Raw genomic sequence first — 26,731 nt, 5'->3', positions numbered from 1 at the left:
ATCGGCAGCGAGGCGGGCAGGGCACGCAGCAGGCCCTGAACGTCGAGCGCGCCATCGCCGGGATAGAGCCGGTCGCCGCGCGCCTCGGCGCGCAGGCCCTCGGCCGGCGGCGCCGTGGCGCGGGCATCGCAGAGTTGAAGGTAGGGCACATCGTCCGGCGTCAGGCCGGCGAGATCGGCGACCGAGCCGCCGGAACGGAACAGATGCAGCGCGTCGACCACGACGGCCGCGCCGGGCACGGCGGCCTCCCGCACCAGCGCACGCGCCTGGGCGAGAGTCGCGATCCGGCAGTAGGGGATGAACTCCATCACGGCACGCAGGCCGACCGCGCGGGCGCTCTCCGCGAGCCGGGCGAAGTTGTCGCGCTGGCGCGCCGGCTCGGGGTCGTTGCCGATGGCGAGCACGAACCGGGCGCCGAGCCGCGCCCCGGTCTCGACGATGGCGCCGAAGGCGCGGGCATCGGTGTGCGGCGCGAGCCAGATGGCCTCGATGTCGAGGATCGAGAGCGCGCTGTCGGCCAGCCGGCGCTCGATCTCGCGCAGCATCGGCTCGACGCCGATCACCGGCACGATGGTATCGGACGCCGTCGGCGCCACGATGCGCAGACCGATCGCATCGAAGCCGCCAGCGACCGCAGCCTCGATCAGCTGGATGGGGCCGGCGTCGATGACGGTGAGATGCGCGAGCGAGACGCGCCGTTCGCCAGGAATCACGCGATCAGCCTCGGAAAGGTGTCGAGGATCGCTTACCACCCCAGGACGCGGCGCGTCGAGCGCGGGGTCACGGGGCCGGCGGTTCGACCGGCCGCAGCCAGGTCCGTTCCTCGACCAGGATGCAGCGCTGCTCCTCGGCGTAGCGAAAGTTGGCCATTGCCGCCGGATCGCCCTTGAGCCGCGCGCGATAGGCTTCGTAGGCGGCAAGGCTGTCGAACGAGATCAGCGCATGGGCGATGTTGTTGGTGCCTTCGTGCGGCATGAAATAGCCGATGAGGTCGCCGCCGCAAGCTGGAATGATGGTGAGCCAGTTGCGTGCATAGGTCTCGAAGGCGTCGCGCTTGAACGGGTCGAGGACGTAGCGGATGGCGCAGGTGACGGTCATGGTTGGCCTCCAGGCTGAACAGGCGCCATGCTAGCGGCTTGGCTCCGGCCGGTGCTTCGGCGGACGCAGTACGATCGCTCGTTGCTCCTTCGGACTGAGAGGGCTTGCCTTGGGTGAGCCGAATGGTTTCCGTTCTTCCGGCTCGGTTCATGTACGCGCAGGTCTCGCCGAAGGGCGAGCGAGGCTCGTCGGCAAGTTCGGGGCAAGCGCTTGCGGTCCGAAAGAAATTCTGCTCGGGCTTGAGCATTCATATTGGCGGCATGGTCACGAGTGCTTGACAGCTGCCGGATCGGCCCGTTTTCTCGCATCCTGCAGTTTCGATCTTCGGAGAATCGACGTGAGTTCCTACGCCGAACGCTTGGAGTCTCTCGCTGCCGAGGCGGCCGATCGCTGCACGTCGTGCGGCAAGTGCTTCGAGGTGTGCCCGACGGCGCGCGAAGCCGGCATGGATGCGGGCGGCGCGCGCGAGCGCGTCGGCGAACTGCTGGCGCTGACGCGCGACGGCGGTCCGGCGGCGGAAGGTCTGTCGCAATGGCTCGGCGCCTGCGACGGCAGCGCGCGCTGCAGCGCCGCCTGCCCCGAGGACATCAACGTCCGCCAATGGGTCACCATCGCCAAGCTGAAGGCGCTGCAAACCGGGCGGCCGCACGAGGTCGGCGCGACCAATGCCGCCGGGCGCTTCCGCCACATGGCGCAGGCGGTACGGCTGCTCGCCAGCATGCAGCTGCCGTCGGAGACGTTGCGCCGCATCCTGGCGCCGGCCGAGCGGCGCACCGCGGACGTGCTCTTCTATACCGGCTGCAACGTGCTGCGCACGCCGCACATCGTTCTCAACGTGATGGACATCCTCGACGCGCTGGAGCTCGATTTCGACGTGGTCGGCGGCACCGCGCACTGCTGCGGCGTGTACCAATTCCAGGAAGCCGATCTGACGACCTACGAGCGCGTCGGCCATCGCACCTTCCAGCGCTTCGGCCAGTCCGGCGCCTCGAAGGTCCTGACCTGGTGCCCGACCTGCACCAAGAACTTCGACGAGCTCGAGAAGGACGTCGAGGCGCCGGGCTTCGATCTCGGCCATGTCAGCGAGTTCCTGGCCGCCAACCTGCCCGCACTCGAGGCGCGCTTCGTCGCCCCGCAGCCGAAGCGGCGCGTGGTGATCCACGAGCATCTCGGCATCGGCGCCACGGTGGCGAGCATCGCCAGGCTTCTGCGCGCGGTGCCCAACCTGGAGCTGATCGAGCTCGAGCAGGATTCCGGCTTCTCCTATGCCTGCGGCGGCCAGGCGGCGAAGTTCAAGGAGCGCGAGCAGGCGATCCATCGCGGGCTGGTGCAGGGCGCGGTGGCGGCCGGCGCCGACACGATCGTCACCATGTACCACTCCTGCCATCGCGCGCTCGCCGGCGCCGAGGCGATCTATCCGCTGCGCGTGGTGAACTTCACCGACATCCTGGCCGAGGCGCTGGGCCGCGGCGGCCATCCCGACTACTACCAGCTCTACAAGCGCGGCGGCGCGATGGACGAGGCGGTCGGCGCGGCGCGCACCTTCCTCGCCAACAACGGCGTGCGCATCGACGAGGCCTCTGTGCAGTCCCTGACCGCCGACATCTTCAACGAGACCGGCCTCGGCGGCCCGCGCGAGGCGTTCGAGCAGGCCTTCGCGGCGCTGGCGAGAGAAGGGTAACGCGCGTCATGCTCATGAGGACCGCGGGCGGGACGCCCGCGGTCCTCATGAGCATGACGAACGGCCAAGCCGCCGGGAGCGCGCCACTCCGATGGCTCTTCTCGTTGATCACACACCCCATGAGCGCCACTAGCGGCGGAGTAAACTCCGCCGCTAGTGGCGCGCTCCCAGCCATGACCCGACCTACGGCGTCACGATCCTGAGCCCGCGGTAGTTCGGGCCGGGCGCCGTATCGGTGTCGGTGCCGACGATCTGGCCCTGCGGGTTGGTCCAGTAGTAGCGGTGGCTGTTGGTGATCGTGCGACGGCCCAGGGCGGGGTCGTCGATCGTCACGGTGCCACGGCGCGCCTCGGCGCCGCGGGCGAAGACGCCGTCGAGCGTGCGGCTGCGCTGCTGGTGGGTCTGCAGAATCGTGCGGCTGATCGAGTCGTGCGTGCTCTGCAGGATGCCCGACACTTGTCGAGTGGTCTGCTCCTGGCGGGCCGCCCAGGCGGGATCGTAACGGAAGCTCGACTGCAGGCGGGCGGCGACCGCGGCCGCCTCCTGCACCCGCGCGACCGGCGCGATGAAGCCGCCGAGATCGAGCACGACCCAGAACGGCGGCGCCGCGGCGCCGACGATCTGCGTGAGCATCGTCGTCGCCGTCACCGAACCGACATTGCCCGATGCGCCGCAGGCGAAATCGACGGCCCCGGCGTCGATTCGGTACTGCGCCGTGCCGCCGAACACGCGGTTCAAGTCGGCCATCAATTGCCGGCTCGCCTGGTCGAAGCTCTCCTGGTTGACAATGCGCAGCCCGGAGCACTGGCGTTGCGCGCCGCCAAGCCAGGTCCTGACGAAGTCGATGCCCGGCAGATAGCGCTGGATCACCATGGACCCGGCCGGACCCTGATAGACCGAACCCTCGCGCAGGTTGGCCATGTCGGTGAGCTGCGACGGCACGATGAACATGCCCAGGCTGGAATCGCCGCGAAAGGCGTATATCTGCTGGTCGGGCGACCAAACGCGAATCGAGTGGCGGACATCGACCGCCGACAGTCGCGTTGTGCCGCCTTCGACCCGCCAGCCGCTCGGCACCTCGACGGTGAACGCGCCTTCGGTCGGATCATTGACGCGATGGAAGGACAGGCCTGGTGCCGGCGCAATGGCCCGAGGGGCGGTCGGCGATGGAGCCGCAGGCATGGGGGCAGCCCGCGACGGAGAGGACAGCGCAGGGGGTGTCCAAGACGGTGCGGGGGCGGAGGGGGTCGAAGAGCCGGACGGCGGCGCCACGTTCTGCACCGCCTGGGCGAGCGCCCCCGCCGGCAGGCCCGCCAGAAGACATAGCCCGAGGAGGCACGCCTTGCTCATGGGCCCACTCCTATCGCTCCTTGACGGACAGCACGGCCCACGCCGCATCGGCGAAGAAGCGGACATGGGCCGAGAGCGGCCCGGTGAAGCGACCATACACCTTGTAGGTCGCGGGCTGCATCACCACGCCGATCGCCGCCGCCGCCGCCAAGTCGATGTTGCGCCGGGGGATGTCGCCTGCCCGTATCGCCTGGGCGATGACGTCGCGCACGACGTTCACGGGGTTGGGCGTGTCGTCCGGCACCATCGCCAGGAACAGGTGCTGGGTCAGCAGATGGTAGGCGAACAGGGTCCAGTCGCGGTCGGCCCAGTCGCAGTAGCAGGCGACGATGGCCTCGATCTTGGCACGCAGGCTCTTGGCCGGCCTGTGCGCCTCGACCAGGGCCTCGGCGAGGGCGCGGTGGTGGCGCAGGAAGAGATCCAGCGCCAGCTTCTCCTTGCTCGGGAAATAGCGGTAGATCGTCCCTTCGGCGATCGACGCCGCCATGGCGATCTCCCGCGTCGTCGTCTCGGCGACGCCGCGGGCGACGAACAGCGTCAGCGCGGCGCGTTCTACCCGTGCCTTGGTCTCGTCAGCCTTGCCCATGACGGCCAGTTTATGAGGGAGCCCTCACTTTTCAAGGCTTCATTGGACAAGGTGTCATCCGACGCGGGCTCGCTGAACCAGCGCCAGTCGATGGTCCAGTTGGCGATGGTCCAGTCGACCGGCGTGGACATCGGGGCGAGGGCCTCGCTATGGACCTCGAGGAAGTTGGTGAAAGCACGACGGATGAACATGGCAGCTCTCCGAAATGAGTGAGCGCTCACAATATTAGTGAGTGTTCGCTCAATTTCAAGGGGCGGCCGAGTCCGTGCGCCAGGCGCTCGGTGTCGACTACGGCGGCCGGATCGTCTTTCGCGTCGATGAGCAGCGGTGCGTGACCGTTCATCGTGCCGACAACGAGCACGATGATCCGGCTATCGACCGCTTCCGGGTGTTTCTTGCCGAGGACATCGCCCGTCGCCCCGAGGGGGTGAGGGCTATTTCCCCAGAGCTCGCAAAGCGGATCGCCGCGTTGACCAAGGGGATCGCCGTCGATCTCGACGAGGCGATCGACGGCGACATCGAACTCTAGCCCATGGCCATCGCCCGCGGATGGGAACTGTTTGCCCATCCGCTGTTTCTGGATCAGCTCGGGAAGCTGATGGCGGCGGTCGAAAGCTCGCGCAGGAAGGACCCGCGCGGCTGGCGCAAGAGCGCCAATGCGAAGCTGCTTGCTGCCCTCCGCAAGCTCGTGTTCGAGACGATTCCGGAAGATCCGACGCGACCGGAGTACCGCCAGGGTGGGGCGCTCGGCAGGGACCGCAAACACTGGTTCAGGGCGAAGTTCGGTGGCGGACGGTTCCGACTTTTCTTCCGCTACAGCACCAGCGCAAAGGTCATCATCTTCGCCTGGGTCAACGGCGAAACGACGCTGCGCACCTATGGGGCCAAGTCGGATGCCTATGCCGTGTTCCGCAAGACGCTCGACAAGGGCAACCCGCCCGACGACTGGACCTCACTCGTGAAGGCCGCTTGCAGTGAGGAGGTCGGGCTGCGGACCGAGGCGACGTTCACTGCCGGATCGACTTGAGCATTTTTGTCAGGACCGCCAGCTTCTCGGCAGATTCGGGCGCAACGGGCGCGAAGCCGTTCGATGTCGGCAATCCGCCTCGTCCCACCGGATTTCCCCGTGGACGCCGGCGGACCGGCCTCCTATGGTCTGTTCACCCAGACGATCCCTGTGGGAGAGTCCGTCCGTTCGCGGGCGGCGCCGAAGGAGCAACCGGCCCCGGAAACTCTCAGGCAAACGGACCGCAGGAGGATGGGTCTCTGGAAAGTGGCGTTTGGCCGTCAGGCCGGGCGCCCACCGACGAAGTAAGCCGGCAGCGAGCCGGCGAATCTTTCAGGTCTCCGGACAGAGGGGGTCGCGAGCGGCGCAGCTCTTGCGTCGCACACTGCGACCACGTCGCGTTTGCGCGACAACGACGGAGACCTTGATTGAGCGACAGTTCCGCCGGCCCCCTCGAGCGCACGCCGCTTTACGACATTCATCGCGAATTGGGTGCCCGCCTGGTGCCGTTCGCCGGTTACGAGATGCCGGTCCAGTATCCGACCGGCATCCTTGCCGAGCATGCGCATACGCGCAGCGCCGCCGGCCTGTTCGACGTTTCGCACATGGGCCAGGTGCGGCTCACCGCGAAGCCCGGCCATGACGCCGCGCGCGCACTGGAGGCGATCGTTCCCGGCGACATAATCGGGCTCGAGCCCGGGCAGCAGCGTTATACCCAGTTCACCACCGCTCAGGCCGGCATCACCGACGATTTGATGGTGACCAGCACCGGCGATCATTTGCTGCTGGTGGTCAACGCCGCCTGCAAGCATGCCGACCTCGCGCACCTGCAGCGGAGCCTGGCGGCGAGCTGCGAGGTCGAGCCGATGTTCGCGCGCGGCCTGCTGGCGCTGCAGGGACCGCTTGCCTCGGCCGTCCTGGCGCGCTTCGCGCCGCAGGTCGCGACCCTGAAGTTCATGACCGGCGCCTTCGTGATCATCGATGGCGCCCGCTGCTACGTCACGCGCTCGGGCTACACCGGCGGCGACGGCTTCGAGATCTCGACGCCGGCCGATGCCGCCGCACCGATCGCCCGCAAGCTGCTGGCCGAGCCCGAAGTCAAGCCGATCGGTCTCGGCGCGCGCGATTCGCTGCGCCTCGAAGCCGGTCTCTGCCTCTACGGCCACGACATCGACACCACGACGACGCCGAACGAGGCGGGGCTGCTGTGGAGCATCGCCAAGCGACGGCGCGAGCAGGGCGGCTTTCCCGGCGCCGCGATCGTCCAGCGCCAGATCGCCGAGGGCGCGCCGCGCCGGCGGGTCGGCCTGCTGCCGGAAGGCAAGGCGATCGCGCGCGAAGGCGCGGAGATCGTCGTGTCCGGTGCCGTCGTCGGCAAGGTCACCTCCGGCGGCTTCGCGCCGACGCTCGGGCGCGCCGTCGCCATGGGCTACGTCGCGCGGGCCCATGCCGCCAACGGCACGAGAGTCGATCTCATGGTGCGCGGCAAGCCGGTCGTCGCCGAGATCGTGCCCATGCCTTTCGTCAAACACGCCTACTACCGCGGTTAGGAGCTTCCGATGGCCAGCGTCAAATACACCGAAGAGCACGAATGGATCCGCCTCGACGGCGAGGTCGCCACGATCGGCATCACCGACTATGCCCAGCAGCAGCTGGGCGACGTGGTGTTCGTCGAGGTGCCGCAGGTCGGCCGCAAGGTCGAGAAAGGCGAGTCGTGCGCCGTGGTCGAATCTGTCAAGGCCGCGTCCGACATCTTCGCGCCCGTTTCGGGTGAAGTGGTCGAAGCCAATGCGGCGCTCGCCGACTCACCCGGCGACGTCAATGCCGAGCCGATGGGCAAGGGCTGGTTCTTCAAGCTCAGGATCGCCGACAGGGCGCAGCTCGACGGGCTGATGGACGAGGCGGCCTACGCCGCCTTCGTGAAGAAGCTGGGCTGAGGGGCCGCCCATGCGCTACCTGCCCCTCACCGAAGCAGACCGCCGCGACATGCTGGCGGCGATCGGCGCGCGCTCGATCGACGCGCTGTTCGAGGACGTGCCGCAGTCTGCGCGACTCGCCGGCAAGATCGCCGGCCTGCCCGATCATCAGGGCGAGCTCGAGGTCGAGCGCGCCTTCCAGGCCTTCGCCGCGCGCAACGTCTCGCCGTCGCAGGCGCCGTTCTTCATCGGCGCCGGCGCCTATCGCCATCACGTGCCGGCCGCCGTCGACTACATGATCCAGCGCGGCGAGTTCCTGACCTCCTACACGCCCTACCAGCCCGAGATCACCCAGGGCACGCTGCAGTACCTGTTCGAATTCCAGACCCAGGTGGCTCTGCTCACCGGCATGGAGGTGGCCAACGCCTCGATGTACGACGGCTCGACCGCGGCGGCCGAAGCGGTGCGCATGGCCAACCGCATCACGCGCCGCAGCAGGGCGCTGGTCTCCGGCGGGCTGCATCCGCAGTATCGCGGCATCATCGAGACGGCAGCGCGCTGGGAAGGGTTTTCCATCCAAAGCGCCACGCCCGATCCCGCAGGACTCGAGTCGCTGATTGACGGCGTCGACAAGCAGACCTCCTGCGTGGTCGTGCAGAACCCGAGCTTCTTCGGCCATGTGCGCGATTTCTCGCGTCTCGCCGCCGCCTGCCAGGCCGCGGGCGCGCTGCTGATCGTGGTGGTGACCGAGGTCGTCTCGCTCGGCCTGATCGAGGCGCCGGGCACGATGGGAGCCGACATCGTGGTGTGCGAGGGCCAGTCGATCGGCAACGGCCTGGGCTTCGGCGGTCCCTATGTCGGGCTGTTCGCGACGCGCGAGAAATACGTGCGCCAGATGCCGGGCCGGCTGGTCGGCGAGACGGTCGACGCCGACGGCAAGCGCGGCTTCGTGCTGACGCTGAGCACGCGCGAGCAGCACATCAGGCGCGAGAAGGCGACGTCGAACATCTGCACCAACGCGGGCCTCTGTGCGCTGGCCTTCACGATCCATCTCAGCCTGCTGGGCGAGGCGGGCTTCCGCCGGCTGGCCGAGCTCAACCACGCCAAGGCCTGCGAACTCGCCGACCGCGTCGCCGCGCTGCCCGGCGTGACCGTGCTGAACGAGAGCTTCTTCAACGAGTTCACCGTGCGCCTGCCCAGGCCGGCCGCGCCGGTGGTCGAGGCACTGGCGGCAAAGCGCATCCTGGCGGGCGTGCCGGTGTCGCGCCTGATTCCCAATGATCCGTCGGTCGACAGCCTGCTGCTGCTGGCGGCGACCGAGACGGCGACGGAAGCCGGCATGGCGCCGCTGATCGCCGGCCTGAAGGAGGTGCTGTGATGGTCCAGTCGCTCGACCGCTCTCAGGGCCGCAGCGGCGCCCCCGTCGCCGCCGCCTCGGACGCTGCCGGGACTTTCACCGGCAATCGCGCGCTGCAGATCGAGGAGAAGCTGCTCTTCGAGCAAGGCCAGCCCGGCCGCACCGGCGTCGACCTGCCCGTGCCACCCAAGGTGAAGGATCGCCTGAACGGCCTGCGCCGCATCGGCGAGATCGGCCTGCCGGGCCTGAGCGAGCCGCAGGTGGTGCAGCACTACACGCGGCTCAGTCAGAAGAACTACGCCATCGACATGGGCGTCTATCCGCTGGGCTCGTGCACCATGAAGCACAATCCCAGGATCAACGAGAAGGTGGCGCGGCTGCCCGGCATCGGCGACCTGCATCCGCTTCAGCCGGTCTCGACCGTGCAGGGGGCGCTCGAGCTGATCGACCAGCTGGCGCACTGGCTCAAGACGCTGACCGGCATGCCGGCGGTGGCGATGTCGCCGGCGGCCGGCGCGCATGGCGAGATGTGCGGCATGATGGCGATCGCCGCCGCGCTCGAAGCGCGCGGCGAGCGCAGGCAGCGCGCCGTGGTGCTGGCGCCGGAATCGGCGCATGGCACCAACCCGGCCACGGCGGCGGCGCTCGGCTTCACGGTGAAGCCGATCCCGGCCAACGATCGCGGCCGTGTCGATCTCGCGGCGCTCACCGCGGCGCTCGGCCCCGACGTGGCGGCAATCATGCTGACCAACCCCAACACCTGCGGCCTGTTCGAGAGCGAGATCATCGATATCTCCAAGGCCGTGCATGCCGCCGGCGCGTTCTTCTACTGCGACGGCGCCAACTTCAACGCCATCGTCGGCCGCGTGCGGCCGGGCGATCTCGGCGTCGACTGCATGCACATCAACCTGCACAAGACCTTCTCGACGCCGCATGGCGGGGGCGGTCCTGGCGCCGGTCCGGTCGTGCTGTCGCAGGCGCTGGCGCCGTTCGCGCCCTATCCGTGGGTCGTCAAGGACGGCGCGGGCTGGCGCATCGCCGAGGAGGGAACTGCCACGCAAGGGACACCACTCGGCCGGCTGAAAGCATTCCATGGGCAGATGGGCATGTTCACCCGCGCGCTGGCCTACATCATGAGCCACGGCGCCGACGGGCTGCGCCAGGTCGCCGAGGACGCCGTGCTGTCGGCCAACTACGTGAAGGCGCGCCTGCAGGACCTCATGACGCCGGCATTCGACGGCCCGTGCATGCACGAGGCGCTGTTCGACGACGGCTTCCTGAAGGACACCGGTGTCAGCACGCTCGACTTCGCCAAGGCGATGATCGACGAGGGCTACCATCCGATGACGATGTACTTCCCGCTGGTCGTCCACGGCGCCCTGCTGATCGAGCCGACCGAGAGCCAGGCCAAGGAGGATCTCGATCTCTTCGTCGCCGCGCTGCGCTCGCTCGCCGAGCGGGCGAAGAGCGGCACCGAGGCGGAAGCCTTCAAGGCCGCCCCGCGCCTCGCCCCGCGCCGCCGCCTCGACGAGACGTTGGCGGCGCGCAAGCCCGTGCTGCGCTGGCGCCCGTCGAACAGTCCGCCCGGCGGCGACCCGCTGAAACAGGCGGCGGAGTAGGGGCATTTGCCGGGAGCGCGCCACTCCGTGGCGCTCATGCTCTTCATTTGGACCGCGGGCGTCTCGCCCGCTCATGGCTCATTAGAAGATCAGGCCAGACGCCCGCGATCCAAGGAAGAGTCGTGAACGCCTCCATGAGGATCGCTTCAGTAGCTCAGGACGCACAAACGTTCCGACGTGGCAGCATGCACCTGCAGCTCAGGTGTGTCGGCTTGTTCGTCACAAAGGGGGAGGTCGGTCATGACCGTGCGGTTGGAGTCGGTGACGTTCACGAGCGGCGACGGCGCGACGCCCATCCCGTCATATCTGGCCATCCCGGACCGCGCCGGGCCTCATCCGGTCGTGTTGATTCTCCGGGGAGTGGCTGGCCCGGACGACGGGTACACGGAAATCGCCCAGCGTCTCGCCGAGTGGGGATATGTCGCGTTGGTGCATGGCTGGAAGGTTCGTGGGATCGACCCCGCGGACGAGCCCGTGTACGCCGATCTGCAGGGAGCGATGTCCTTCCTTGGATCGGTCGCTGAGGCCGATCTCGAGAGGCTGGCCGTTTTCGGCTTCTGTCGCGGCGGGGTGCATGCGGTCATGGCGGCCCGAGCGCATGCGGAGATCCGCGTCGTCGTCGTCTTCCATGGTTTTGCCTTCCGGCCAGCCGGGGCTCAGCTAGGCGCCGAGCCTTACGACCTCGCCGGGGGTGTGAACGTTCCCATTCTGGTTTTGCACGGCACCGAGGATGAGCGGGCGCCCATGGCGGACATGCGTCGGATGGAGGCGCGGATGCAGAGCCTCGGCAAGGTCTGCAGCTTCGTGTTCTACGACGGCGCCCGCCACGGCTTTGCAGTGCGCACACATCCCGGCTATTCCGAGGACGCGGCGACACCGAGCTTCGAGCAGGCCAAGCGCTTCCTGGCGAGATATCTGCCGGTTCCCGGGTGAGATGCCGAGTTCCGGGTGAGATGCCGAAGAGGAGGGGCAGACCACGCGTGAGCATCATCGCCTGGGCGTTGGCGTCCATCGAACAATCCGCCGGGCGGAAACCCGCTGAAGCAGGCAGAGCAGGATCGAAAGATTCGTCGCTGGCAGCGAGCCACTCCTGTGGCGCTCTTGTTGTTGACTACACATCCCATGAGCGCCATCGGAGCGATGCGCTCCCGGCATTGAGGCATGACCTCCGCCACCGTTATACGGCGATGCAGGGACCAACTTAAGGCTCGCCTGGGAGAGGTCGCTTTTCTTTGCGCCTGCAGGATATTGTGCAGACGACCGACGAATCAAGATCGCCGAGGAGGAACGTAACGTGCGCATCTTCACCACGCTGCCGCAGGAGGATCTGCGCAAGGTCGGGCCGGCGGCCAGGGCGATCGAGGCAGTTGGGTACACCGGTGTCAGCACCCAGGAGAACAAGCACGAGCCATTCCTGTCGCTCGCCGTGGCCGGTGCCGCGACCGAGCGCCTCGAGCTGCACACCGGGGTCGCCATCGCCTTCGCGCGCTCGCCCATGGCGGTCGCCAATATCGGCTGGGACTTGGCGGCGAGCTACGGTGGCGGTCGGGTCACGATTGGGCTGGGCTCGCAGGTGCGCGCCCACAACGAGCGGCGCTTCTCGGTGCCGTGGAGCCCGCCGGCGCCGCGCATTCGCGAGTACGTGCAGGCGGTCCGGGCGATCTGGAATGCCTGGAAGAGCGGCGGCAAGCTCGCCTACGAAGGCAAGCACTACGCCTTCACCCTGATGACGCCGAACTTCGTGCCCGAGCCGTACGAGGGATCGTTGCCGCGCCTCGGCGTCGCCGCCGTGGGGCCGGCCATGCTCAAGGTGGCGGCCGAAGAATCGGATGACGTGAAGCTCCACGCCTTCTGCACGCGCAAGTACCTCACCGAGAGCATCATGCCGATCCTCGATGCCGGGCTCGCCGCGCGCGGGCGCACGCGCGAGTCGTTCGAGATCTCGGGCGGCGGCTTCGTCGTCACCGGCAAGGATGATGCCGCGGTCGCCGAACTGTTCGACTGGGTACGCTATCGCGTGGCGTTCTATGGCTCGACGCCGGCTTACTGGCCGGTCTTCGAGGCGCATGGGCTGGGCGATCTCGGGCGCAAGCTCAATGCGATGACGCGGGCCGGGCAATGGAACGAGATGGCCAGGGAAGTCTCCGACGACGTCGTGCACCTGTTCGCCGCGGTTGGCCGTCACGACCAGCTCGAGAAGGCGATCAGCCGGCGCTTCGGCGGCCTGGTCGATTCGATCAGCGCCAGCGCCAACTCGGCCAAGCCGTCCGACCTGCCGCCCGATCTCGTGCAGGACCTCGCTCGCATCCCGACGCGCTATAAGCATCAGGCGTGATTGCCTGCCGGGAGCGCGCCACTCATAGGCGCTAACTTCAGAACTCCTGACATAGGCGGTTGTGGCACCCGAAAATGCTGGAGTTTTCGTTGGTGGGGGTGCGGACCAATACCTGTCCGGTTTGTGGCATCGAAAACGTGTTCTGCTCGCAAAATCAGAGGTTCTTCGGCATAGGCTGCGGACCCAAACGTGTCCGCTCTGGCAGAGCCGGACATTCCCGCAGTGGCCTATGTCAGGAGTTCTGAACTTTGGCCGGTCCAGCAAAGTCCTCATCCTGAGGAGGTCGCGTGGCGACCGTCTCGAAGGATGCGCGACAGACCAGATCGCTGGAATAGCGGTGTTGCAACATCGGATTTGTTGCCGACCAAAGGGCGAAGGTTACTTCGCCCGAATCGAGACGCGGCCTCCAGGCCGCTCCTCAGGGTGAGGTCCCTTTGTAAGTTAAGTTAGCGCCTATGAGCGCGCCACTGGAGTGGCGCGCCCCCGGCGTATTTTCATAAGAGGTGTCGCCGCAATCGGCGACAGAGGGGTCATGAGCAGCGTGACTGTGACTCATGACCCCTCCGTCCGCGTCGGCATTTTGGCTGCGGAGCGGCCCAACGCCTTTAGACGCAGGCACCTCCCCAGCGGAGCTGGGGAGGCGAATGAGAAGACGCGCGACTGCCGGCGGAGGTTACTCCGCCTGAAGTGGTGCGCCGTCGGCGTCTGAAGCCGCTCTCGAATGAAAAACGGTAATCGATCGCGGAAACTAATCTCGTTGGTGCGGTCGATCGGGCGAACCAATGTCCTTCTCATCGCAATCCAGGAGTTTCCTGTCATGTCGCTAGCGCTCGATACATGGCCGACGACGGTCCAGAAGAACCTCACGGCGACGTTGCACTACCTGAAGCGCGGCGCCGAGAAGCCGACGCGTTACGTCGATGCTCCGCCAGCCGGCGTGCCGCAATGGAACGGCATCGACGATCCGCGCGATGTCGCGATCGCCGATGCACGCGGCCGCGAGGGCGAGTTCACGCTCGACCGCAACGGCTTCGCGCTGGTCCGTGCGCCGTCCCAGGTTCACGACTTCTATTCCGACGACGAGGTTCGTCGGACCTACTATCCCGAGGTCGAGCGGCTGCTGCGCACCGAATTGGGCGCGAGCCGCGTTTTCGTCTTCGACCACACGGTGCGCAATGCCGCGTTTAGCGGCGGCCGCGAGCCGTCGCGCCGGGTGCACAACGACCACACGGTCAACTCGGCGCCGCGCCGCGTGCGCGACCATCTCGGTGCCGATGCGCCGGCGCTGCTCGAGGGCCGCTTCGGCATCGTCAATGTGTGGCGGCCGATCCGCGGCCCGGTGCAGGACTCGCCGCTGGCGCTGTGCGATGCCCGCACGTTCTCCGATGACGACCTGATCGCGAGCGACCTCGTCTACGCCCATCTGCGCGGCGAGACCTCGTCGGTCGAGTACAAGCCCGGCCATCGCTGGTACTACTTCTCCGACATGCAGCCCGACGAGGCGCTGCTGATCCGCATCCACGACAGCGCCGACGACGGCCGCGCGCGGCTCTCCTTCCACACCTCGTTCGACAACCCGCTCGCCAAGGGCGCCCCGCCGCGCGAGAGCATCGAGGTCAGAAGCCTGGTGTTCTTCTGAGCCGATTTTCCTCCCCAGCGTCTTCGCTGAGGAGGTGTCCCGTCATACAGGGCGGAGGGTCATGCCTCATGGGACCGCGGGCGTCGCGCCCGCGCTTGATCATGAGCGGGCGAGACGCCCGCGGTCCCAAGATCCGACCCACCGTCGCCGTAAGACGGGACACCTCCCCACGCACAGCGTGGGGAGGAGAAGAGCAAAGAAAAACCCCCGCCTTGCGGCGGGGGCGGCAGGTAGCCCGCGGTTATTGTGTGCGGGCGATCTCGATCTCGAAAACTCAGTGCAGGCGGCGCGGCAGCTCGGCGATGGCCTCGTCGATCTGCTTGGCCGTGCTCGGCGAGCCGACCTGCTCGCGCAGGAGCGCGCGAGTCGCCGACAGGGCGACGTCGACGGCGGTGTCGCGCACCTCCTTGGTGGCGGCCGCTTCCGACTGGGCGATGCGGTCGAGCGCCTGCTGCTCGCGCAGCGCGACCGCTGTCTCGAGGCTGGCGGCGGCGCGGGCCTGCATGCGCTCGGCCTCTTCCCTGGCCTGTTGGAGGATGGCGGCGCCTTCGCCGGCGGCCTGGGCCAGCGTGCGCTCGGCGTCGGCCTTGGCCTTCAGCGCCTCGTTGCGCAGGCGCTCGGCATCGGCCAGCGCCTTGGCGATCGCCGCCGCGCGCTTGTCGAGCATGTCGGAGACGCGCCGCCACAGGACCTTGCCGGCCAGGGCGAAGAAGAGGACGAAGGCGACCGCGACCCAGAAGGCCGGATCGGAGAACAGGCCGCCATGCTCTGCGTCGGCGCCGGCTGCCCAGGCGGTGCCGATCATCGGTTGGCTCCCTTCATCGCCGCCGCGACCTTGCCGGCCAGCGCATTGGCGTCGGCGGCCTGGCCCGAAAGCTTGCCGTAGACGTCCTGGCCGATGTCGCGGGCCATCTGCTCCAGCCCGGCCATGACGTCGTCGCGCTGCCTGGCGATGCGCTTCTCGGCTTCGTCGATCTGGCGGCCGAGGCGCTCGTTTAGCTCGTGAAGGCGAGCGCTGGCCGCGTTGCTGTCGGCCTCGCCCTGCTCGCGCATCAGACGGCGGGCGTCCTCGCGCGAATCGGCCAGGCGCTTCTCGTAGGCGGCGACCAGGGCGCGCGTGTCCTCGTTGGCCTTCTCGGCCGCGTCGAGGTCGCCCTGGATCTTGGCCTGACGGCGCTCCAGCGTGTCGGAGATCGCCGGCACGGCCAGCCGTGACATCACCAGGTACAAGGTGACGAAAGCGATCGCCAGCCACACGATCTGCGGCGCGAAGAGATGGTAGTCGAGCTGCGGCATGCCGCCCTGCGCCGCGACGGCGGTGCCGCCCGCGGCAAAGGTGACGAGCCCGCCCGCCAGCGCGCTGTAGACAGGTGTACGCATGATCGCTGGTCCGACCGCGGAACGCTGGATCAGAACACGAACAGAATCATGAAGGCGATGACCAGCGCGAACAGCGCGACGGCCTCGGTGAGCGCGAAGCCCAGCAGCACGTTGCCGAACACGCGGGGAGCGGCTTCCGGGTTGCGCAGCGCACCCGACACGAAGCTGCCGAAGATGTTGCCGATACCGACGCCGACACCGGCGAGAGCGATCGTGGCGAGGCCAGCGCCGATGAGCTTGGCTGCAGAAGCGTCCATTTGAATGTTCCTTTCAGTCAGTGATGTCAGTGATGGAGGTGAACGGCGTCGTTGAGATAGAGACAGGTCAGGATGGCGAACACATAGGCCTGCAGGAACGCGATGAGCAACTCGAGGCCGGTGAACACGACGATGAAGGCGAGCGGCGCCCAGCCGCCGATGATGCCGAGCATGACGACGAAACCGCCGAACACCTTCAGCATGGTGTGGCCGGCCAGCATGTTGGCGAACAGCCGGATCGACAGGCTGAAGGGGCGGATGAAATACGAGATGATCTCGATCGGCACCAGCAGCAGCAGCAGCACGAACGGCACGCCCTTTGGCACGAAGAGCGACAGGAAATGCATGCCGTGCCGGGCGAACCCGATGATGGTCACGCCGACGAACACGAAGGCCGCCATGGCGAAGGTGACGACGATATGGCTGGTCGGCGTGAATGAGTAGGGCACCATGCCCAAGACGTTGCAGAACAGGATGAAGATGAAGAGCGTCAGGATGAACGGGAAATACTTCTTGCCGCCATCGCCTACGTTGTCGCGCACCATGCCGGCGATGAACTCGTAGCCCATTTCGGCGACCGACTGCAGGCGGCCCGGCACCAGGGCTCGCTGGCGCATGCCCCACACGAACACCGCCGTCGCCAGGATCACGGCGATGATCATCCAGGTCGCTGAATTCGTGAAGGAGGCGTCGATGCCGAAGAGATTCAAATCGAGCAGTTTTCTGATCTCGAACTGCTCCATAGGGCTATGCATTCAAATCCCCACTTCCATCTCCGCCTACAAGCCGCCTCAGGGCAGTCGCGGGCCCCCATCGTCGCCCCCGGCTGCCTCCTTCGAGTACTGCCGGATGGCGCGCCAGGCATTGTTGACGCCGGCGACGAAGCCCAACACGAGACCCGTCACCAGCGCGTATGGCGCCCAACCCAACCAGCGGTCGAGCCAATAGCCGAGAAAGCCTCCGACCAAAAGGCCCGCGATCATATCGACCAGCACACGATAGGCAACGCCAGTCTGGCGGTGCGACATTCCGCTGCTCTGACCGCTGCTCAGCCGCGGCTTTTCGACCGTCCCCCGCGCTTCCTTCAGCCGGCGGTCGATGTCTTCGACCCGCCGCCGATCGCCGTCGGGATCAGGCGTCCCGCCGGCGCTTCGCGCCGGCTCTCTAGGTGGAGGGGGGTGCTCTGTCAAGAAACGGATTTCCTTTATGTGACAGGTAATTACGGCTCTTCCGGACCGCGGGCGTCCCGCCCGCTCATGATGATGCTCTTTCGGACCGCGAGCACCTCGCTCGCTCTTCCTCATGAGCGGCGGGACGCCCGCGGTCCAAAAGACAATGAGCCTACGCCTTCAGCACCGTGAACGTCGCGTCGCCGTCGCGCTTGACCTGCGGAACCAGGTCGACCTCCCAGTCGAGGTACTGGCGCATGGCGGCCTCGACATTCTCCTTGTTGTCGTAGGGCCGGTACCATACGTCGGTCGGCGGGTCGGCCATCCTTGTGTGGCCGGTCTCCATCGGCAGCCTGGAGTCACGCCACGCCTTCATGCCGCCATCGAGGATCGCCACCGGCAGGCCGCCGGCGACCGCCTCGACCTCGGAGGCGGCGAAGGCCGCGAACTCGCCGTCCGGCGAGACCAGCACGATCCGGCTGACGCCGGCCTGCTTGGCCAGCATGGTGGGCACGGTCGCCGCGAGGTTGGCGCGCACGGCGAACCAGGAGCCGGGCACGTGGCCGTCGCGGTAGCGCAGGCTGGTGTCGAGGTCGATCACCAGGGTCGAGGACAGGGCGCCGTTCAACGCCGCCGCGGAGACGGTGTTGGGCCTGGGCGGCGCGAAGCTCGCCGGGAAGCGCGGCTCGGCCTCGGTCGTGAGCTCGCCGGCCGCCGGCTTGTGGTCGAGGATGTAGGTCTCGGCCCAGCCCATCTGCAGCAGCCAGTGTGCGGTCAGCGTGGCGCGCACGCCGTCATTGTCGTGCAGGACGATGGTGGCGTTGCGCGCCCCGACATACTGGTCGGTCGCCTGCACGAGCTGGCCGCCCGCGGCATGGCGGAAGCCCTTGAGATGGCCCTGCGCATACTCCGCCGGATCGCGCACGTCGAGGCGATGCAGCGGACCGCCGCGCGCCTCGAGCCTGGCGAGCCCGGACTTGTCGATCTTCCTGATTTTCATCCGCCCGGCGAGCGTGGCTGCCGCGTCTTGCGCGAACTTGGCCGCTTCCGGTCCCTGCGGGCCGAAACTCCGGGTCTCGCCGCGCGCCACCTCGAGGCCGGCGAGGTGCCAGCCCATGGTGCCGTTCTTGAGCGCGATCACCTTGTTGGGCAGGCCGGCATTGATCAGCGACTGGGCGCCGATGATCGAGCGCGTGCGGCCGGCGCAGTTCACCACCACCAGAGTCTGTGGGTTGGGCGCCAGATCCTTGACGCGATAGACCAGCTCGGCGCCGGGGCAGTCGATGCCGCCGGGGATCGACATGTTGTTGAACTCCGGCATCGGCCGCGAATCGAGGATCACCAGGTCGGTTTTCGCATCGATCAGTTTCTGCAAGTCGGCGGCGTCGATGCGCGGCGTGTCGTTCTCGTGCTCGACCACTTCGCCGAACGCCTTGCTGGGCACGTTGACGCCGGTGAAGACCTCGTAGCCCGCGTCGCGCCACGCCCTGAGGCCGCCCTTCATCACCGCGATGTCGGTGTAGCCCATCTGCGACAGCCGGGCGGCGGCGCGGTTGGCGCGGCCGGCCCACTGCGGATCGTGGCTCTCCTCGCCGCTGTCCATCAGCACGATGCGCGTGTTCGGATCGGGCAGCAGGGCGAGTGCCCGCGGCTCCAGGCGCGACAACGGCAAGGGCGTGGCGAACAGCGGATGGCCCTCCTGCGAGAACTGGCCCTCCTCGCGCACGTCGAAGAAGGCGAAGACCTCGCCCGATTTCAGCATCGCCTTGACCTGCTGCACCGTCACCAGGGGCGTCAGGATCCTGGCCCTGGCCATGAAGCGCCGGGCCGCGCCGCTCGCCATGTCGACCGAGACGCGGTCGGGCAGGTGCTCGAGGCTGAGGCCATAGAAGTGCAGATGCAGCGCGTCGCCGGTGCCGGCCGGCGTCTCGATGTGATGGAAGTCGTCGGGCAGGTAGCTGATCACGTCGCCGCGCCTGAGAGTTTTTTCCTTGGACGGCGCCTCGCGCAGCTTCACCACGCCTGCCTCGGCACCATTGTCGAGGCGCTCGTAGACGACGTTGCGCTCGGCGCCGTGCACGCCGGCGATGATCGCCCAGGTCGTGTGGTTGTGCGGCGGCACCTTCTTGCCGGCGCCGCCGGCCGAGGCATAGAGCGCGAAGCGATGGTCGGGATCCTCGCTCAGGCGATAAATGCCGCCGTCGGGCCCAAGCGGGAACTCGGCCTGCGGGAACAGCTCTGCGCGCGACGCGAGTTCGGCCAGCAGGCCGCCGATCTTGTCCAAGGTGGCGTAACTCACGCCTTCCGCCTCGATCTTGCGCGCTCGAGCGACCAGCTGCCGCACCGCCGCGGCCCGCTCCTGATGCAGGTTCATTGGCTCCTCCGTTCGCCCCTCGATAGCGTGAATTCAATGATCCAGCGCTTGTCGTTCGACGGCAAGTCGAACTACGGTAGAGCATGAAGCATATCGTTCCGGTCGTCCTGCTGGGAGCAGCGACGCTGATGGCTGCCTCTGCCCTGACCCGGCCCGCAGGGGCGCAGACCTCGACGAAGCCACCGGCCAAGCCCGCAGCCGCCGCCAAGCCGGCGGCCGCAACGAGTTCCGCCCGTCCTCCTGCAATCCGTCCGCCGGTGAAGGGGCGCGTGCATCCCACGATCATTCCGCGCCGCCCGGTCTTCGTGCCGCCGCCGCCGGTGATCGAGCTCGACGAGATCACTGCCGTCGCCGACCTGCCGACCGTGCTCGATGCCGACACGCGCGAGCGCTACCGCCGCATCTTCCAGGCCCAGGCCGCCGGGCAGTTCGGCCAGGCCGATGCCGAGATCGCCGGCCTCAAGGACAAGGTGCTGATGGGCTATGTCATGGCCCAGCGCCTGCTCGGCACCGGCTACACCGCGACCTACGACCAGCTCGCGGCCTGGCTGCAGGAATACAACGACCATCCCGACGCGCCCGCGGTTTACAAGCTCGCGCTGGCGCGCCGGCCCGGTGGCGCGTCCGACCTGACGCCGTCGAGCTTCATCTCCCAGGCGCAGCCCTCGCCGACCTTCGCCGCAGCGCGCACGGTGAACGGCACCGACGGCGGCCGCGCCGCCGAGCTGCGCGGCCGGCTGCAGCACATGGTCGACAGTGGCGGCTTCAACGCGGGCTTCGCTTTGCTCGACCAGAAATCGACAGCCGCGGCGCTTGGCCCCCAGGAAGTCGAGCTGTGGCGCGGCCGCATCCGCACCCGCGCGCTCGAGGCCGACCCGCAGCGTGGCGTGCAGGTGCCGATCGACTATGCCATGCCGCCCGATGCCAACTGGACGGCCGGCCTGTCGGGCTTCGTTCGCGGCGACATGAGCGAGGCGGTGCGCCGCTTCGAGGCGGTCGCCGACGCCGCCCCCGACCAGGCCTCGTCGTGGACGCTGGCCGCCGGCTCGTTCTGGGCGGCGCGCGCCAACCTGCTGGCCGGCAACCCGCACAAGTTCGCGCCCTATCTCAAGCGCGCGGCGCTGCATCGCACGACCTTCCACGGCCTGGTGGCGGCGAGGACGCTCGGCATGCGCATCGATCCCGACTGGAACGTGCCGCCGCTCGATCGCAGCAAGGCCGACATGCTGGTCAACGATCGCGCCGGCCGGCGGGCGATGGCGCTGATGCAGCTCGGTGCCGCGACCGCAGCCGAGCGCGAGCTGTACGCCGCCTCGATCGACGCCGATCCGCGTTTCATCGAGGCAGTGATGGCGGTCGCCCTGAAGGCCTCGATGCCGGGCCTGTCGGCGCGCGTCGGCAACGCCAACTGGGACCAGCGGCACAACATCAAGGGCTACGACGGCGCGATGTTCCCGATGCCGCCGTGGCAGCCGACCGGCGGCTACTCGGTCGACCGCGCCCTGGTGTGGGGCTTCATGCGCCAGGAATCGGCGTACAATCCCAAGGCGCGGTCCTATGTCGGCGCTATGGGCCTCATGCAGCTGATGCCGGCGACCGCCCACCAGGTGAGCAGGCGGTACGCGCCCGAGCTCGCCGGCTCGAACTTCTGGGATCCCTCGACCAACGTGGCGCTGGGGCAATCCTATATCGGCGTGCTGCTGGGCGAGGTCGACAACAACCTGGTGCGCACCACCGCGAGCTACAACGGCGGCATCGGCAACGTCTATCGCTGGGACGCCTCGCTCAACGCCTCGCAGGATCCGATGCTCTACATCGCCTCGATCCCGCTCAACGAGACCCGCGACTTCGTGCAGCGCGTGCTGACCAACTACTGGATGTACCAGATCCGCCTCGGCCAGCCGACGCCCTCACTCGACCAGATCGCCGCCCACGAATGGCCGCGCTACACGCCGCAGGACACGGGGCGCTAAATACAGTTCGGACGTTACAATGGTGGTGATTGCCTCGTTCGGTTGAGCGAGCGCGTTCGCTCGACCGGCCGGGCCGTTCACCGCCACGGGATCGCGAGGTAGGCCTTGAGCAGAACGCCGCGCGCCGGCAGCGTGCGCTGCCGCTCGATCGGCACGTAGCTCCCGAACAGCCGATCCCACCAGTCGACGAGGATGCCGAAGTTCGCGCCGACGTAGCCGGCGTCATGGTGGAGGCGGTGGACGGGACGCTTCATCCAGAACACGAGGTCGGGATTGGCGTGCTGCAGCTGATGGGCGTAGGAGGCGAGCAGGGTGTAGGCGAGTGCACCCGCCATCCATCCCAAGCCGATCGTCGGCGACACGAGGAATCCGATCCAGCTCAGCGCCGCGGCGCCCATGCCGTAATCGAGGACGTCACGCAGGAATGTGCGGGGGTCGTTGCTCGCGTGGTGCCAGCGATGGCCTTCGGGGTAGAGCAGGCCCCAATGCATCGCGCGATGGACGAAGTATTCGGCGAATGTGCCGAAGGTGATCGCAGCGAGTGCGGCACCGACAAAAGCCACTGTGCCGTCGAGCATGGCGCCATCCTGCGTCGGTGGTCGGTTGTAGGGCCGCAGCGTCCTCCGACGCTGCAGATCGCTCCACCATCGAAGTGGGGTGCCCGGCGGAGCGGGTCAAGGTCGTCGAATTTACGAATGCCCTGCGGCTGCCTGGAGGCTTCGTTGACCGGCCGCTTTGGAAGTGGCCATATTTATGGTCACATTGGAGCAGCTTCGTCATGGAAAGGAAGATCAACGCTGCGGCCTTCAAGGCGCGGTGCCTGGCCCTGATCGACGAGGTCGCCGAAAGCGGCGAGCCCATCACTGTCAACAAGCGCGGCAAGGCGAAGGTGCAGATCGTTCCCGTGCGCGAGAGGCCCAAGACTCTGCTCGGCGCGACCAGGGGGACGTTCAGGATCCTCGGCGACGTCGTCGGTCCGCTCGACGAGGAGTACGACGAGGATCGCGAATGGCGCAACATCACCGGGCAGTTCGATGACCCTCCTGCTCGATACGCACACGATCGTGTGGCTGACAGAGGACTTTCCCGAGCTCGGAAACCGGACAAAGCGCAGCTGCGACGCCGCCCTCGCGTCAAGTGAGATCGCCGTCTCGACCATCGTATTTTTCGCGCTCGGCCAATTGGCAAGGCGTCGTTGCATCGCCGGTCCCGAGAGCGTGTCCGCATGGCGCGCGAGGTTGATCACGCTCGATGTCCAGGAAATTCCCGTGTCGGCTGATATTGCCCTGCGCGCTGCTCAGCTCGGCGAGCTGCATGGCGATCCGATCGATCGTATCATCGTTGCGACGGCCATCGTCGAAGGTGCACTACTATCGACGGCCGATCGGCGGATACTCGATTGGCCGGGCAGCATGCAGCGCCAGGATGCCCGTCGTTGAGGAGAGAATAACCGTGCTACCGCTTGCAGGCGTCAAGGTCGTCGAGTTCTGCCAGGTCGCGGCGGGGCCGTTCTGTGGGCTGCTGCTCGCAGACATGGGCGCCGAGGTAATCAAGATCGAGCCGCCCGAGGGCGACATGCTGCGCCAGTGGCCGCCGATCCGCGAGGGCTTCAGCGAGAACTTCGCCTCGCTCAATCGCAACAAGCGCTCGGTGGTGCTCGATCTCAAGAACCCGGTGCACAAGGCGGCGGCGCGCCGGCTGGTGCTGTCGGCCGACGTGCTGGTGGAGAACAACCGGCCGGGCGTGATGGACCGGCTGGGCCTGGGCTGGGGATCGTTTCGGGGCGAGAAGCCCGGCCTGGTCTACTGCTCGATCTCGGCCTTCGGGCAGACCGGGCCGCGCTCGGGCGAGGGCGGCTTCGACGTCACCGTGCAGGCGATGAGCGGCATCATGAGCGTCACCGGCGAGCCCGGCGGCGCGCCGGTGAAGTGCGGCGTGCCGGTGTCGGATTTCAGCGCCGGCCTGTACGGCGCCTTTTCGATCGTCTCGCTGCTGCGCCGCGTCGCCGGCGGCGGCGAGGGCGGCCACATCGACGTCTCCATGCTGGGCGCCAGCCTCGGCATCGCCGCCCTGCAGACCAGCGAGTATTTCGGCAATGGCCGCGATCCGGTGAAGCTCGGCTCCGCCCATCCGCGCAACGCCCCGTACCAGGCGTTCCGCGCCGGCGACGGCCATTTCGTCATTGCCGCCGGCAACAACAAGCTGTGGGAGGCGGTGACCCAGGTGGTCGGCCGGCCCGACCTGCTGACCGACCCGCGTTTCACCACGACCTTGTCGCGCGCCCAGAACCAGGTGGCCCTGAAGGACATCCTCGAGGCGGAGTTCGCCCGCGAGGGTGTCGATCACTGGCTCACGGCTTTCGAGAAGGCGGGAGTGCCGCGCGGCCGCATCAACAGCTATAGTGAGATCCTCGCCGACCCCCAGGTGGAGCACATGGGCTGGATCGAGGAGATGGAATTGCCATCGGGCGTCAGGAGCCGGACCTTCGGCACGCCGGTAAGGATCAGCGGCACCGATCTCGCCAAGCGGCGCGAGCCGCCGGCGCTCGGCGCCGACACCGAGGCGGTCTTCGGGTCGCTCGCCGGGCGAAAGGCCGCCGAATGACGATCGAGCGCCTGCGTCGCTTCATCGGCGACATGACCTCACTCGTCGGCGGCGCCTGGCAGGACCGCGACGAGGGCGCGATCGTCGATGTCGGCGCCCGGCTCCTGGGCGAGCTGGTGAGCCACGACGACTGGCTGCCCGAACAGGCCGCGCGCGTTCCCTCGCACGGCTACGCGCAGAACCTCCTGTGGTGCGATCCCTTCGAGCGATTCTGCGTGGTGAGCTTCGTCTGGGGGCCGGGGGCCGCAACGCCGGTGCACGATCACCAGATGTGGGGCCTGGTCGGCATGCTGCGCGGCTCGGAGACCTCGCTGCGCTTCGTTCCCGACCCGGCGACCGGCGCACTGGCGCCCGGGACCTTGACCAGGCTTGCGCCCGGCGACGTCGAGGTGCTGCGCCCGGCCGACGGCGACATCCACCAAGTCACCAATGCGCTCAAGGACCAAGGCTCGATCAGCGTCCACGTCTATGGCGGCAACATCGGCGCGGTGCGCCGGCATACGTTCGACGTGCCGTCGGGCCAGCCCAAGCTGTTCGTCTCGGGCTATACCAACCGCGACGTTCCCAACCTGTGGGACCGCTCGGCCGAGGTACGGGCGGCCGGCTGAGCCCCAAGGGCGGTCGCCAGTATCGACGGCATTGATCTGGATCAAGGCGGGGGAAGTGCCGGGTCTGTTCTGTTTGTCCATGGGTGCTCCCTTCCTTTTTCGTTGTCCAAATACCGGCCTTCGCGTCCAGGCAAAAGACAATGGCGACGAACCGGTTACCCAGGAGGGTACCCGCTACGTTGCCATCGAGTGCCTGGCGTGCCGCGGGTTCCATTTCGTCGACCCAGCCAGCGGCACGCTGATGTCGGAGCGGAAAAAGTAAGAAGGCGGCGCGCTGTGATGTGCGCGTCGGGCAATTGCGTGGCGAGAATCCGCCCGTATAGGATCGCGCCCACGATCGGCCCGAGCCTGGGAATCCGTGATGGCCCGCACCCCGTTGCTGAGCATGCTCCTGAACCTGTCGCGGGAGAGGGCTGCAGCAGATCGCTCGCGGCGAGTCGAGCCTCCACCGGGATCCAGGGCAATCGGGCGTCGCGCCGTGCTGCGCGGCGCGTCGGGTCTCGCGCTTGCATCGGCGCTGCCGCTCACCGGCCTGGCCGCGACGGCGCGGGTCGCCGTCGTCGGGGCGGGGCTCGCCGGCCTGACGGCGGCCCGGGAGCTTCGCAAGGCGGGGCTCGTGCCGGACGTCTACGAAGGCAGCACGCGCATTGGCGGGCGATGCTATTCGGCGCGCGGCCTGTTCAGTGACGGCCAGATCGCCGAGCATGGCGGCGAGTTCATCGACAGCGAGCACAGGGAGATCCGCGCGCTCGCGGGCGAGCTGGGCCTCGTGCTCGACGACGTGCTGAAGGCGACGCCGCGCGACACCCGCTCGATGTTCGTCCTCGACGGCAGGCCCTACGATCTTGCCGCCGCATCGCGCGAGTGGGAACCGCTCTATCGCGAGGTGCAGGCGCAGGACGCCGCGATCGGCGAGTTCAGCTACCGCGGCGCCAGTGCGGCGGCGCGCCGCTTCGACGCCATGACCATTGCCCAATGGATCGACGCCCATGTCAAAGGCGGTCGCGCCGGGCAGTTCGGCCAGCTGATCGAAACCGCCTTCACCGAGGAAAACGGCGCCGATGCCGGCCAGCAGAGCGCTCTCAACCTCATTCCTGTGCTTGCCGACAACCCGCGTCGCCAGTTCGATCTCTACAACGCGGAAAGCGATCAGCGCTTTCATGTCCGCGGCGGCAACGACCAGATCCCGCGGCTGCTCGCGAAGTCGCTCGGCGACGACGTGCGCACGGCGAACGCGCTCGTGGCGGTCACGGCGCTGCCGGACGGCAAGGTCCGGCTGAGCTTCAGGCGCGAGAACGGCGTGCGCGACGTTGTCTACGACCGCGTGGTCCTGGCCATTCCCTTCTCGGTGATGCGTGCACGCGTGGACTGCCGGCAGGCCGGGTTCCGGCCGTTGAAGAACCAGGCGATCGCGGTGCTGCCGATGGGCGTGTCGACCAAGTTCCAGCTCCAGTTCTCGCGCCGGTTCTGGCTGGAGGCCGGCTGCAACGGCGAGATGCGCGTGGCGTCCAGTGCCTTCCAGACGACCTGGGAGGTGAGCCGCGGCCAGGCGGGCGAGCGGGGCATCCTCAACTTCTTCTCGGGTGGAACGCAGGCGATCAACGCCGGCAGGACGGATTCGGTCAGCCTCGCTGCCGTCGTCATGCGCGACCTCGCCCCGATCGTGCCGGGGCTGGACAAGGTCTGGACCGGATTGATGATCAAGGACGCCTGGCAGCACAATCCCTGGTCGCTCGGGAGCTACGCCTACTATCCGCCGGGCTACCAGACGACGCTTCT

General features: G+C 67.8%; 27 protein-coding genes and 2 riboswitches. Of the genes, 16 read left to right on the top strand and 11 right to left on the bottom strand.

The genetic code is table 11. The annotated features are described in order from the left end of the window. Both AB7O82_RS23715 and AB7O82_RS23710 read right to left on the bottom strand, forming a co-directional pair. Positions 1–713: sugar phosphate isomerase/epimerase family protein (locus AB7O82_RS23715; protein ID WP_428620304.1), on the bottom strand; the 713-nt coding region annotated here is incomplete at its 3' end. A 67-nt stretch (positions 714–780) separates the two neighbouring features. After that, complete coding sequence (locus tag AB7O82_RS23710; protein WP_428551540.1) at positions 781–1,098, bottom strand: NIPSNAP family protein; 318 nt, start codon at positions 1,096–1,098, stop codon at positions 781–783. A 337-nt stretch (positions 1,099–1,435) separates the two neighbouring features. On the opposite strand from AB7O82_RS23710, the gene AB7O82_RS23705 reads away from it, so the two are divergent. Next, a complete protein-coding gene (locus AB7O82_RS23705; RefSeq protein ID WP_428551537.1) occupies positions 1,436–2,779 on the top strand; it encodes a (Fe-S)-binding protein in 1,344 nt (447 codons plus the stop codon). A 183-nt stretch (positions 2,780–2,962) separates the two neighbouring features. Here AB7O82_RS23705 and AB7O82_RS23700 read toward each other — a convergent pair whose 3' ends face one another. After that, on the bottom strand, positions 2,963–3,961 hold the full coding sequence (locus tag AB7O82_RS23700; protein ID WP_428551535.1) for a hypothetical protein: 999 nt from the start codon (positions 3,959–3,961) through the stop codon (positions 2,963–2,965). A gap of 178 nt (positions 3,962–4,139) precedes the next feature. Continuing rightward, positions 4,140–4,715 carry a TetR/AcrR family transcriptional regulator gene (locus tag AB7O82_RS23695; RefSeq protein WP_428620303.1) on the bottom strand — a complete coding sequence of 192 codons (576 nt, stop codon included), beginning with the start codon at positions 4,713–4,715 and terminating at the stop codon, positions 4,140–4,142. Positions 4,716–4,980: 265 nt separating this feature from the next. On the opposite strand from AB7O82_RS23695, the gene AB7O82_RS23690 reads away from it, so the two are divergent. From AB7O82_RS23690 to AB7O82_RS23650, 9 genes are all read left to right on the top strand, one after another. Further along, complete coding sequence (locus AB7O82_RS23690; protein ID WP_428620302.1) at positions 4,981–5,244, top strand: type II toxin-antitoxin system PrlF family antitoxin; 264 nt, start codon at positions 4,981–4,983, stop codon at positions 5,242–5,244. A 3-nt stretch (positions 5,245–5,247) separates the two neighbouring features. Continuing rightward, complete coding sequence (locus tag AB7O82_RS23685; protein WP_428620300.1) at positions 5,248–5,742, top strand: type II toxin-antitoxin system YhaV family toxin; 495 nt, start codon at positions 5,248–5,250, stop codon at positions 5,740–5,742. A 141-nt stretch (positions 5,743–5,883) separates the two neighbouring features. Beyond that, positions 5,884–5,976, top strand: a riboswitch (glycine riboswitch). Between the two features lie 3 nt (positions 5,977–5,979). Continuing rightward, positions 5,980–6,072, top strand: a riboswitch (glycine riboswitch). Between the two features lie 77 nt (positions 6,073–6,149). Further along, positions 6,150–7,271 (top strand): glycine cleavage system aminomethyltransferase GcvT, encoded by a 1,122-nt coding sequence (gcvT, locus tag AB7O82_RS23680; RefSeq protein ID WP_428620298.1) that lies wholly within the window; start codon positions 6,150–6,152, stop codon positions 7,269–7,271. 9 nt (positions 7,272–7,280) lie between these two features. Continuing rightward, positions 7,281–7,658 (top strand): glycine cleavage system protein GcvH, encoded by a 378-nt coding sequence (gcvH, locus tag AB7O82_RS23675; protein WP_428551525.1) that lies wholly within the window; start codon positions 7,281–7,283, stop codon positions 7,656–7,658. Positions 7,659–7,668: 10 nt separating this feature from the next. Next, positions 7,669–9,015, top strand: coding sequence for an aminomethyl-transferring glycine dehydrogenase subunit GcvPA (gene gcvPA / locus AB7O82_RS23670; protein ID WP_428551523.1), 1,347 nt, complete (start codon positions 7,669–7,671; stop codon positions 9,013–9,015). Then, a complete protein-coding gene (gcvPB, locus tag AB7O82_RS23665; RefSeq protein WP_428551520.1) occupies positions 9,015–10,613 on the top strand; it encodes an aminomethyl-transferring glycine dehydrogenase subunit GcvPB in 1,599 nt (532 codons plus the stop codon). The genes gcvPA and gcvPB overlap by 1 nt, the downstream gene beginning before the upstream one ends. A gap of 240 nt (positions 10,614–10,853) precedes the next feature. Beyond that, positions 10,854–11,546: a dienelactone hydrolase family protein gene (locus AB7O82_RS23660; protein ID WP_428620297.1), complete on the top strand. Its 693-nt coding sequence runs from the start codon at positions 10,854–10,856 to the stop codon at positions 11,544–11,546. Between the two features lie 361 nt (positions 11,547–11,907). Then, positions 11,908–12,948 carry a TIGR03617 family F420-dependent LLM class oxidoreductase gene (locus AB7O82_RS23655; protein ID WP_428620296.1) on the top strand — a complete coding sequence of 347 codons (1,041 nt, stop codon included), beginning with the start codon at positions 11,908–11,910 and terminating at the stop codon, positions 12,946–12,948. An 817-nt stretch (positions 12,949–13,765) separates the two neighbouring features. Then, complete coding sequence (locus AB7O82_RS23650; protein WP_428550397.1) at positions 13,766–14,587, top strand: CmcJ/NvfI family oxidoreductase; 822 nt, start codon at positions 13,766–13,768, stop codon at positions 14,585–14,587. A gap of 274 nt (positions 14,588–14,861) precedes the next feature. Here the strand turns inward: AB7O82_RS23650 and AB7O82_RS23645 are convergent, their stop codons facing one another. From AB7O82_RS23645 to AB7O82_RS23620, 6 genes are all read right to left on the bottom strand, one after another. After that, positions 14,862–15,392 carry an ATP F0F1 synthase subunit B gene (locus tag AB7O82_RS23645; RefSeq protein WP_428550395.1) on the bottom strand — a complete coding sequence of 177 codons (531 nt, stop codon included), beginning with the start codon at positions 15,390–15,392 and terminating at the stop codon, positions 14,862–14,864. After that, positions 15,389–15,967 carry a hypothetical protein gene (locus tag AB7O82_RS23640; RefSeq protein ID WP_428550392.1) on the bottom strand — a complete coding sequence of 193 codons (579 nt, stop codon included), beginning with the start codon at positions 15,965–15,967 and terminating at the stop codon, positions 15,389–15,391. Before AB7O82_RS23640 ends, AB7O82_RS23645 begins: the two co-directional genes overlap by 4 nt. A gap of 29 nt (positions 15,968–15,996) precedes the next feature. Then, entirely contained in the window at positions 15,997–16,224 is a 228-nt protein-coding gene (locus tag AB7O82_RS23635; RefSeq protein ID WP_147156091.1) for a F0F1 ATP synthase subunit C, read from the bottom strand. Positions 16,225–16,250: 26 nt separating this feature from the next. Continuing rightward, on the bottom strand, positions 16,251–16,979 hold the full coding sequence (locus AB7O82_RS23630) for a F0F1 ATP synthase subunit A (protein ID WP_428550390.1): 729 nt from the start codon (positions 16,977–16,979) through the stop codon (positions 16,251–16,253). Between the two features lie 36 nt (positions 16,980–17,015). After that, a complete protein-coding gene (locus tag AB7O82_RS23625; protein WP_428550387.1) occupies positions 17,016–17,252 on the bottom strand; it encodes an AtpZ/AtpI family protein in 237 nt (78 codons plus the stop codon). Positions 17,253–17,565: 313 nt separating this feature from the next. Further along, on the bottom strand, positions 17,566–19,767 hold the full coding sequence (locus AB7O82_RS23620; protein WP_428550384.1) for a rhodanese-like domain-containing protein: 2,202 nt from the start codon (positions 19,765–19,767) through the stop codon (positions 17,566–17,568). Positions 19,768–19,850: 83 nt separating this feature from the next. Between AB7O82_RS23620 and AB7O82_RS23615 the strand changes: the two genes are divergently transcribed. Further along, on the top strand, positions 19,851–21,740 hold the full coding sequence (locus tag AB7O82_RS23615; protein WP_428550382.1) for a lytic transglycosylase domain-containing protein: 1,890 nt from the start codon (positions 19,851–19,853) through the stop codon (positions 21,738–21,740). Between the two features lie 77 nt (positions 21,741–21,817). Here the strand turns inward: AB7O82_RS23615 and AB7O82_RS23610 are convergent, their stop codons facing one another. After that, entirely contained in the window at positions 21,818–22,318 is a 501-nt protein-coding gene (locus AB7O82_RS23610) for a sterol desaturase family protein (protein ID WP_428550379.1), read from the bottom strand. A 200-nt stretch (positions 22,319–22,518) separates the two neighbouring features. Here AB7O82_RS23610 and AB7O82_RS23605 point away from each other — a divergent pair, with 200 nt between their 5' ends. From AB7O82_RS23605 to AB7O82_RS23585, 5 genes are all read left to right on the top strand, one after another. Further along, positions 22,519–22,881, top strand: coding sequence for a type II toxin-antitoxin system Phd/YefM family antitoxin (locus AB7O82_RS23605; RefSeq protein WP_428550376.1), 363 nt, complete (start codon positions 22,519–22,521; stop codon positions 22,879–22,881). Further along, positions 22,775–23,179 carry a type II toxin-antitoxin system VapC family toxin gene (locus tag AB7O82_RS23600; RefSeq protein WP_428550374.1) on the top strand — a complete coding sequence of 135 codons (405 nt, stop codon included), beginning with the start codon at positions 22,775–22,777 and terminating at the stop codon, positions 23,177–23,179. The genes AB7O82_RS23605 and AB7O82_RS23600 overlap by 107 nt, the downstream gene beginning before the upstream one ends. 13 nt (positions 23,180–23,192) lie before the next feature. Beyond that, complete coding sequence (locus tag AB7O82_RS23595; protein ID WP_428550371.1) at positions 23,193–24,344, top strand: CaiB/BaiF CoA transferase family protein; 1,152 nt, start codon at positions 23,193–23,195, stop codon at positions 24,342–24,344. Next, positions 24,341–24,952, top strand: a complete 612-nt coding sequence (locus AB7O82_RS23590) for a cysteine dioxygenase (protein ID WP_428550369.1) — start codon at positions 24,341–24,343, stop codon at positions 24,950–24,952. Before AB7O82_RS23595 ends, AB7O82_RS23590 begins: the two co-directional genes overlap by 4 nt. Before the next feature lie 478 nt (positions 24,953–25,430). Further along, positions 25,431–26,731, top strand: a 1,301-nt coding sequence (locus AB7O82_RS23585) for a flavin monoamine oxidase family protein (RefSeq protein WP_428620294.1), incomplete at its 3' end; no start/stop codon positions are given.

Source organism: Reyranella sp. (assembly GCF_050185545.1).
Lineage (GTDB): Bacteria > Pseudomonadota > Alphaproteobacteria > Reyranellales > Reyranellaceae > Reyranella.
Note: the sequence above shows the minus strand (reverse complement) of the source record. Positions and strands in the feature narration are given on the sequence as shown.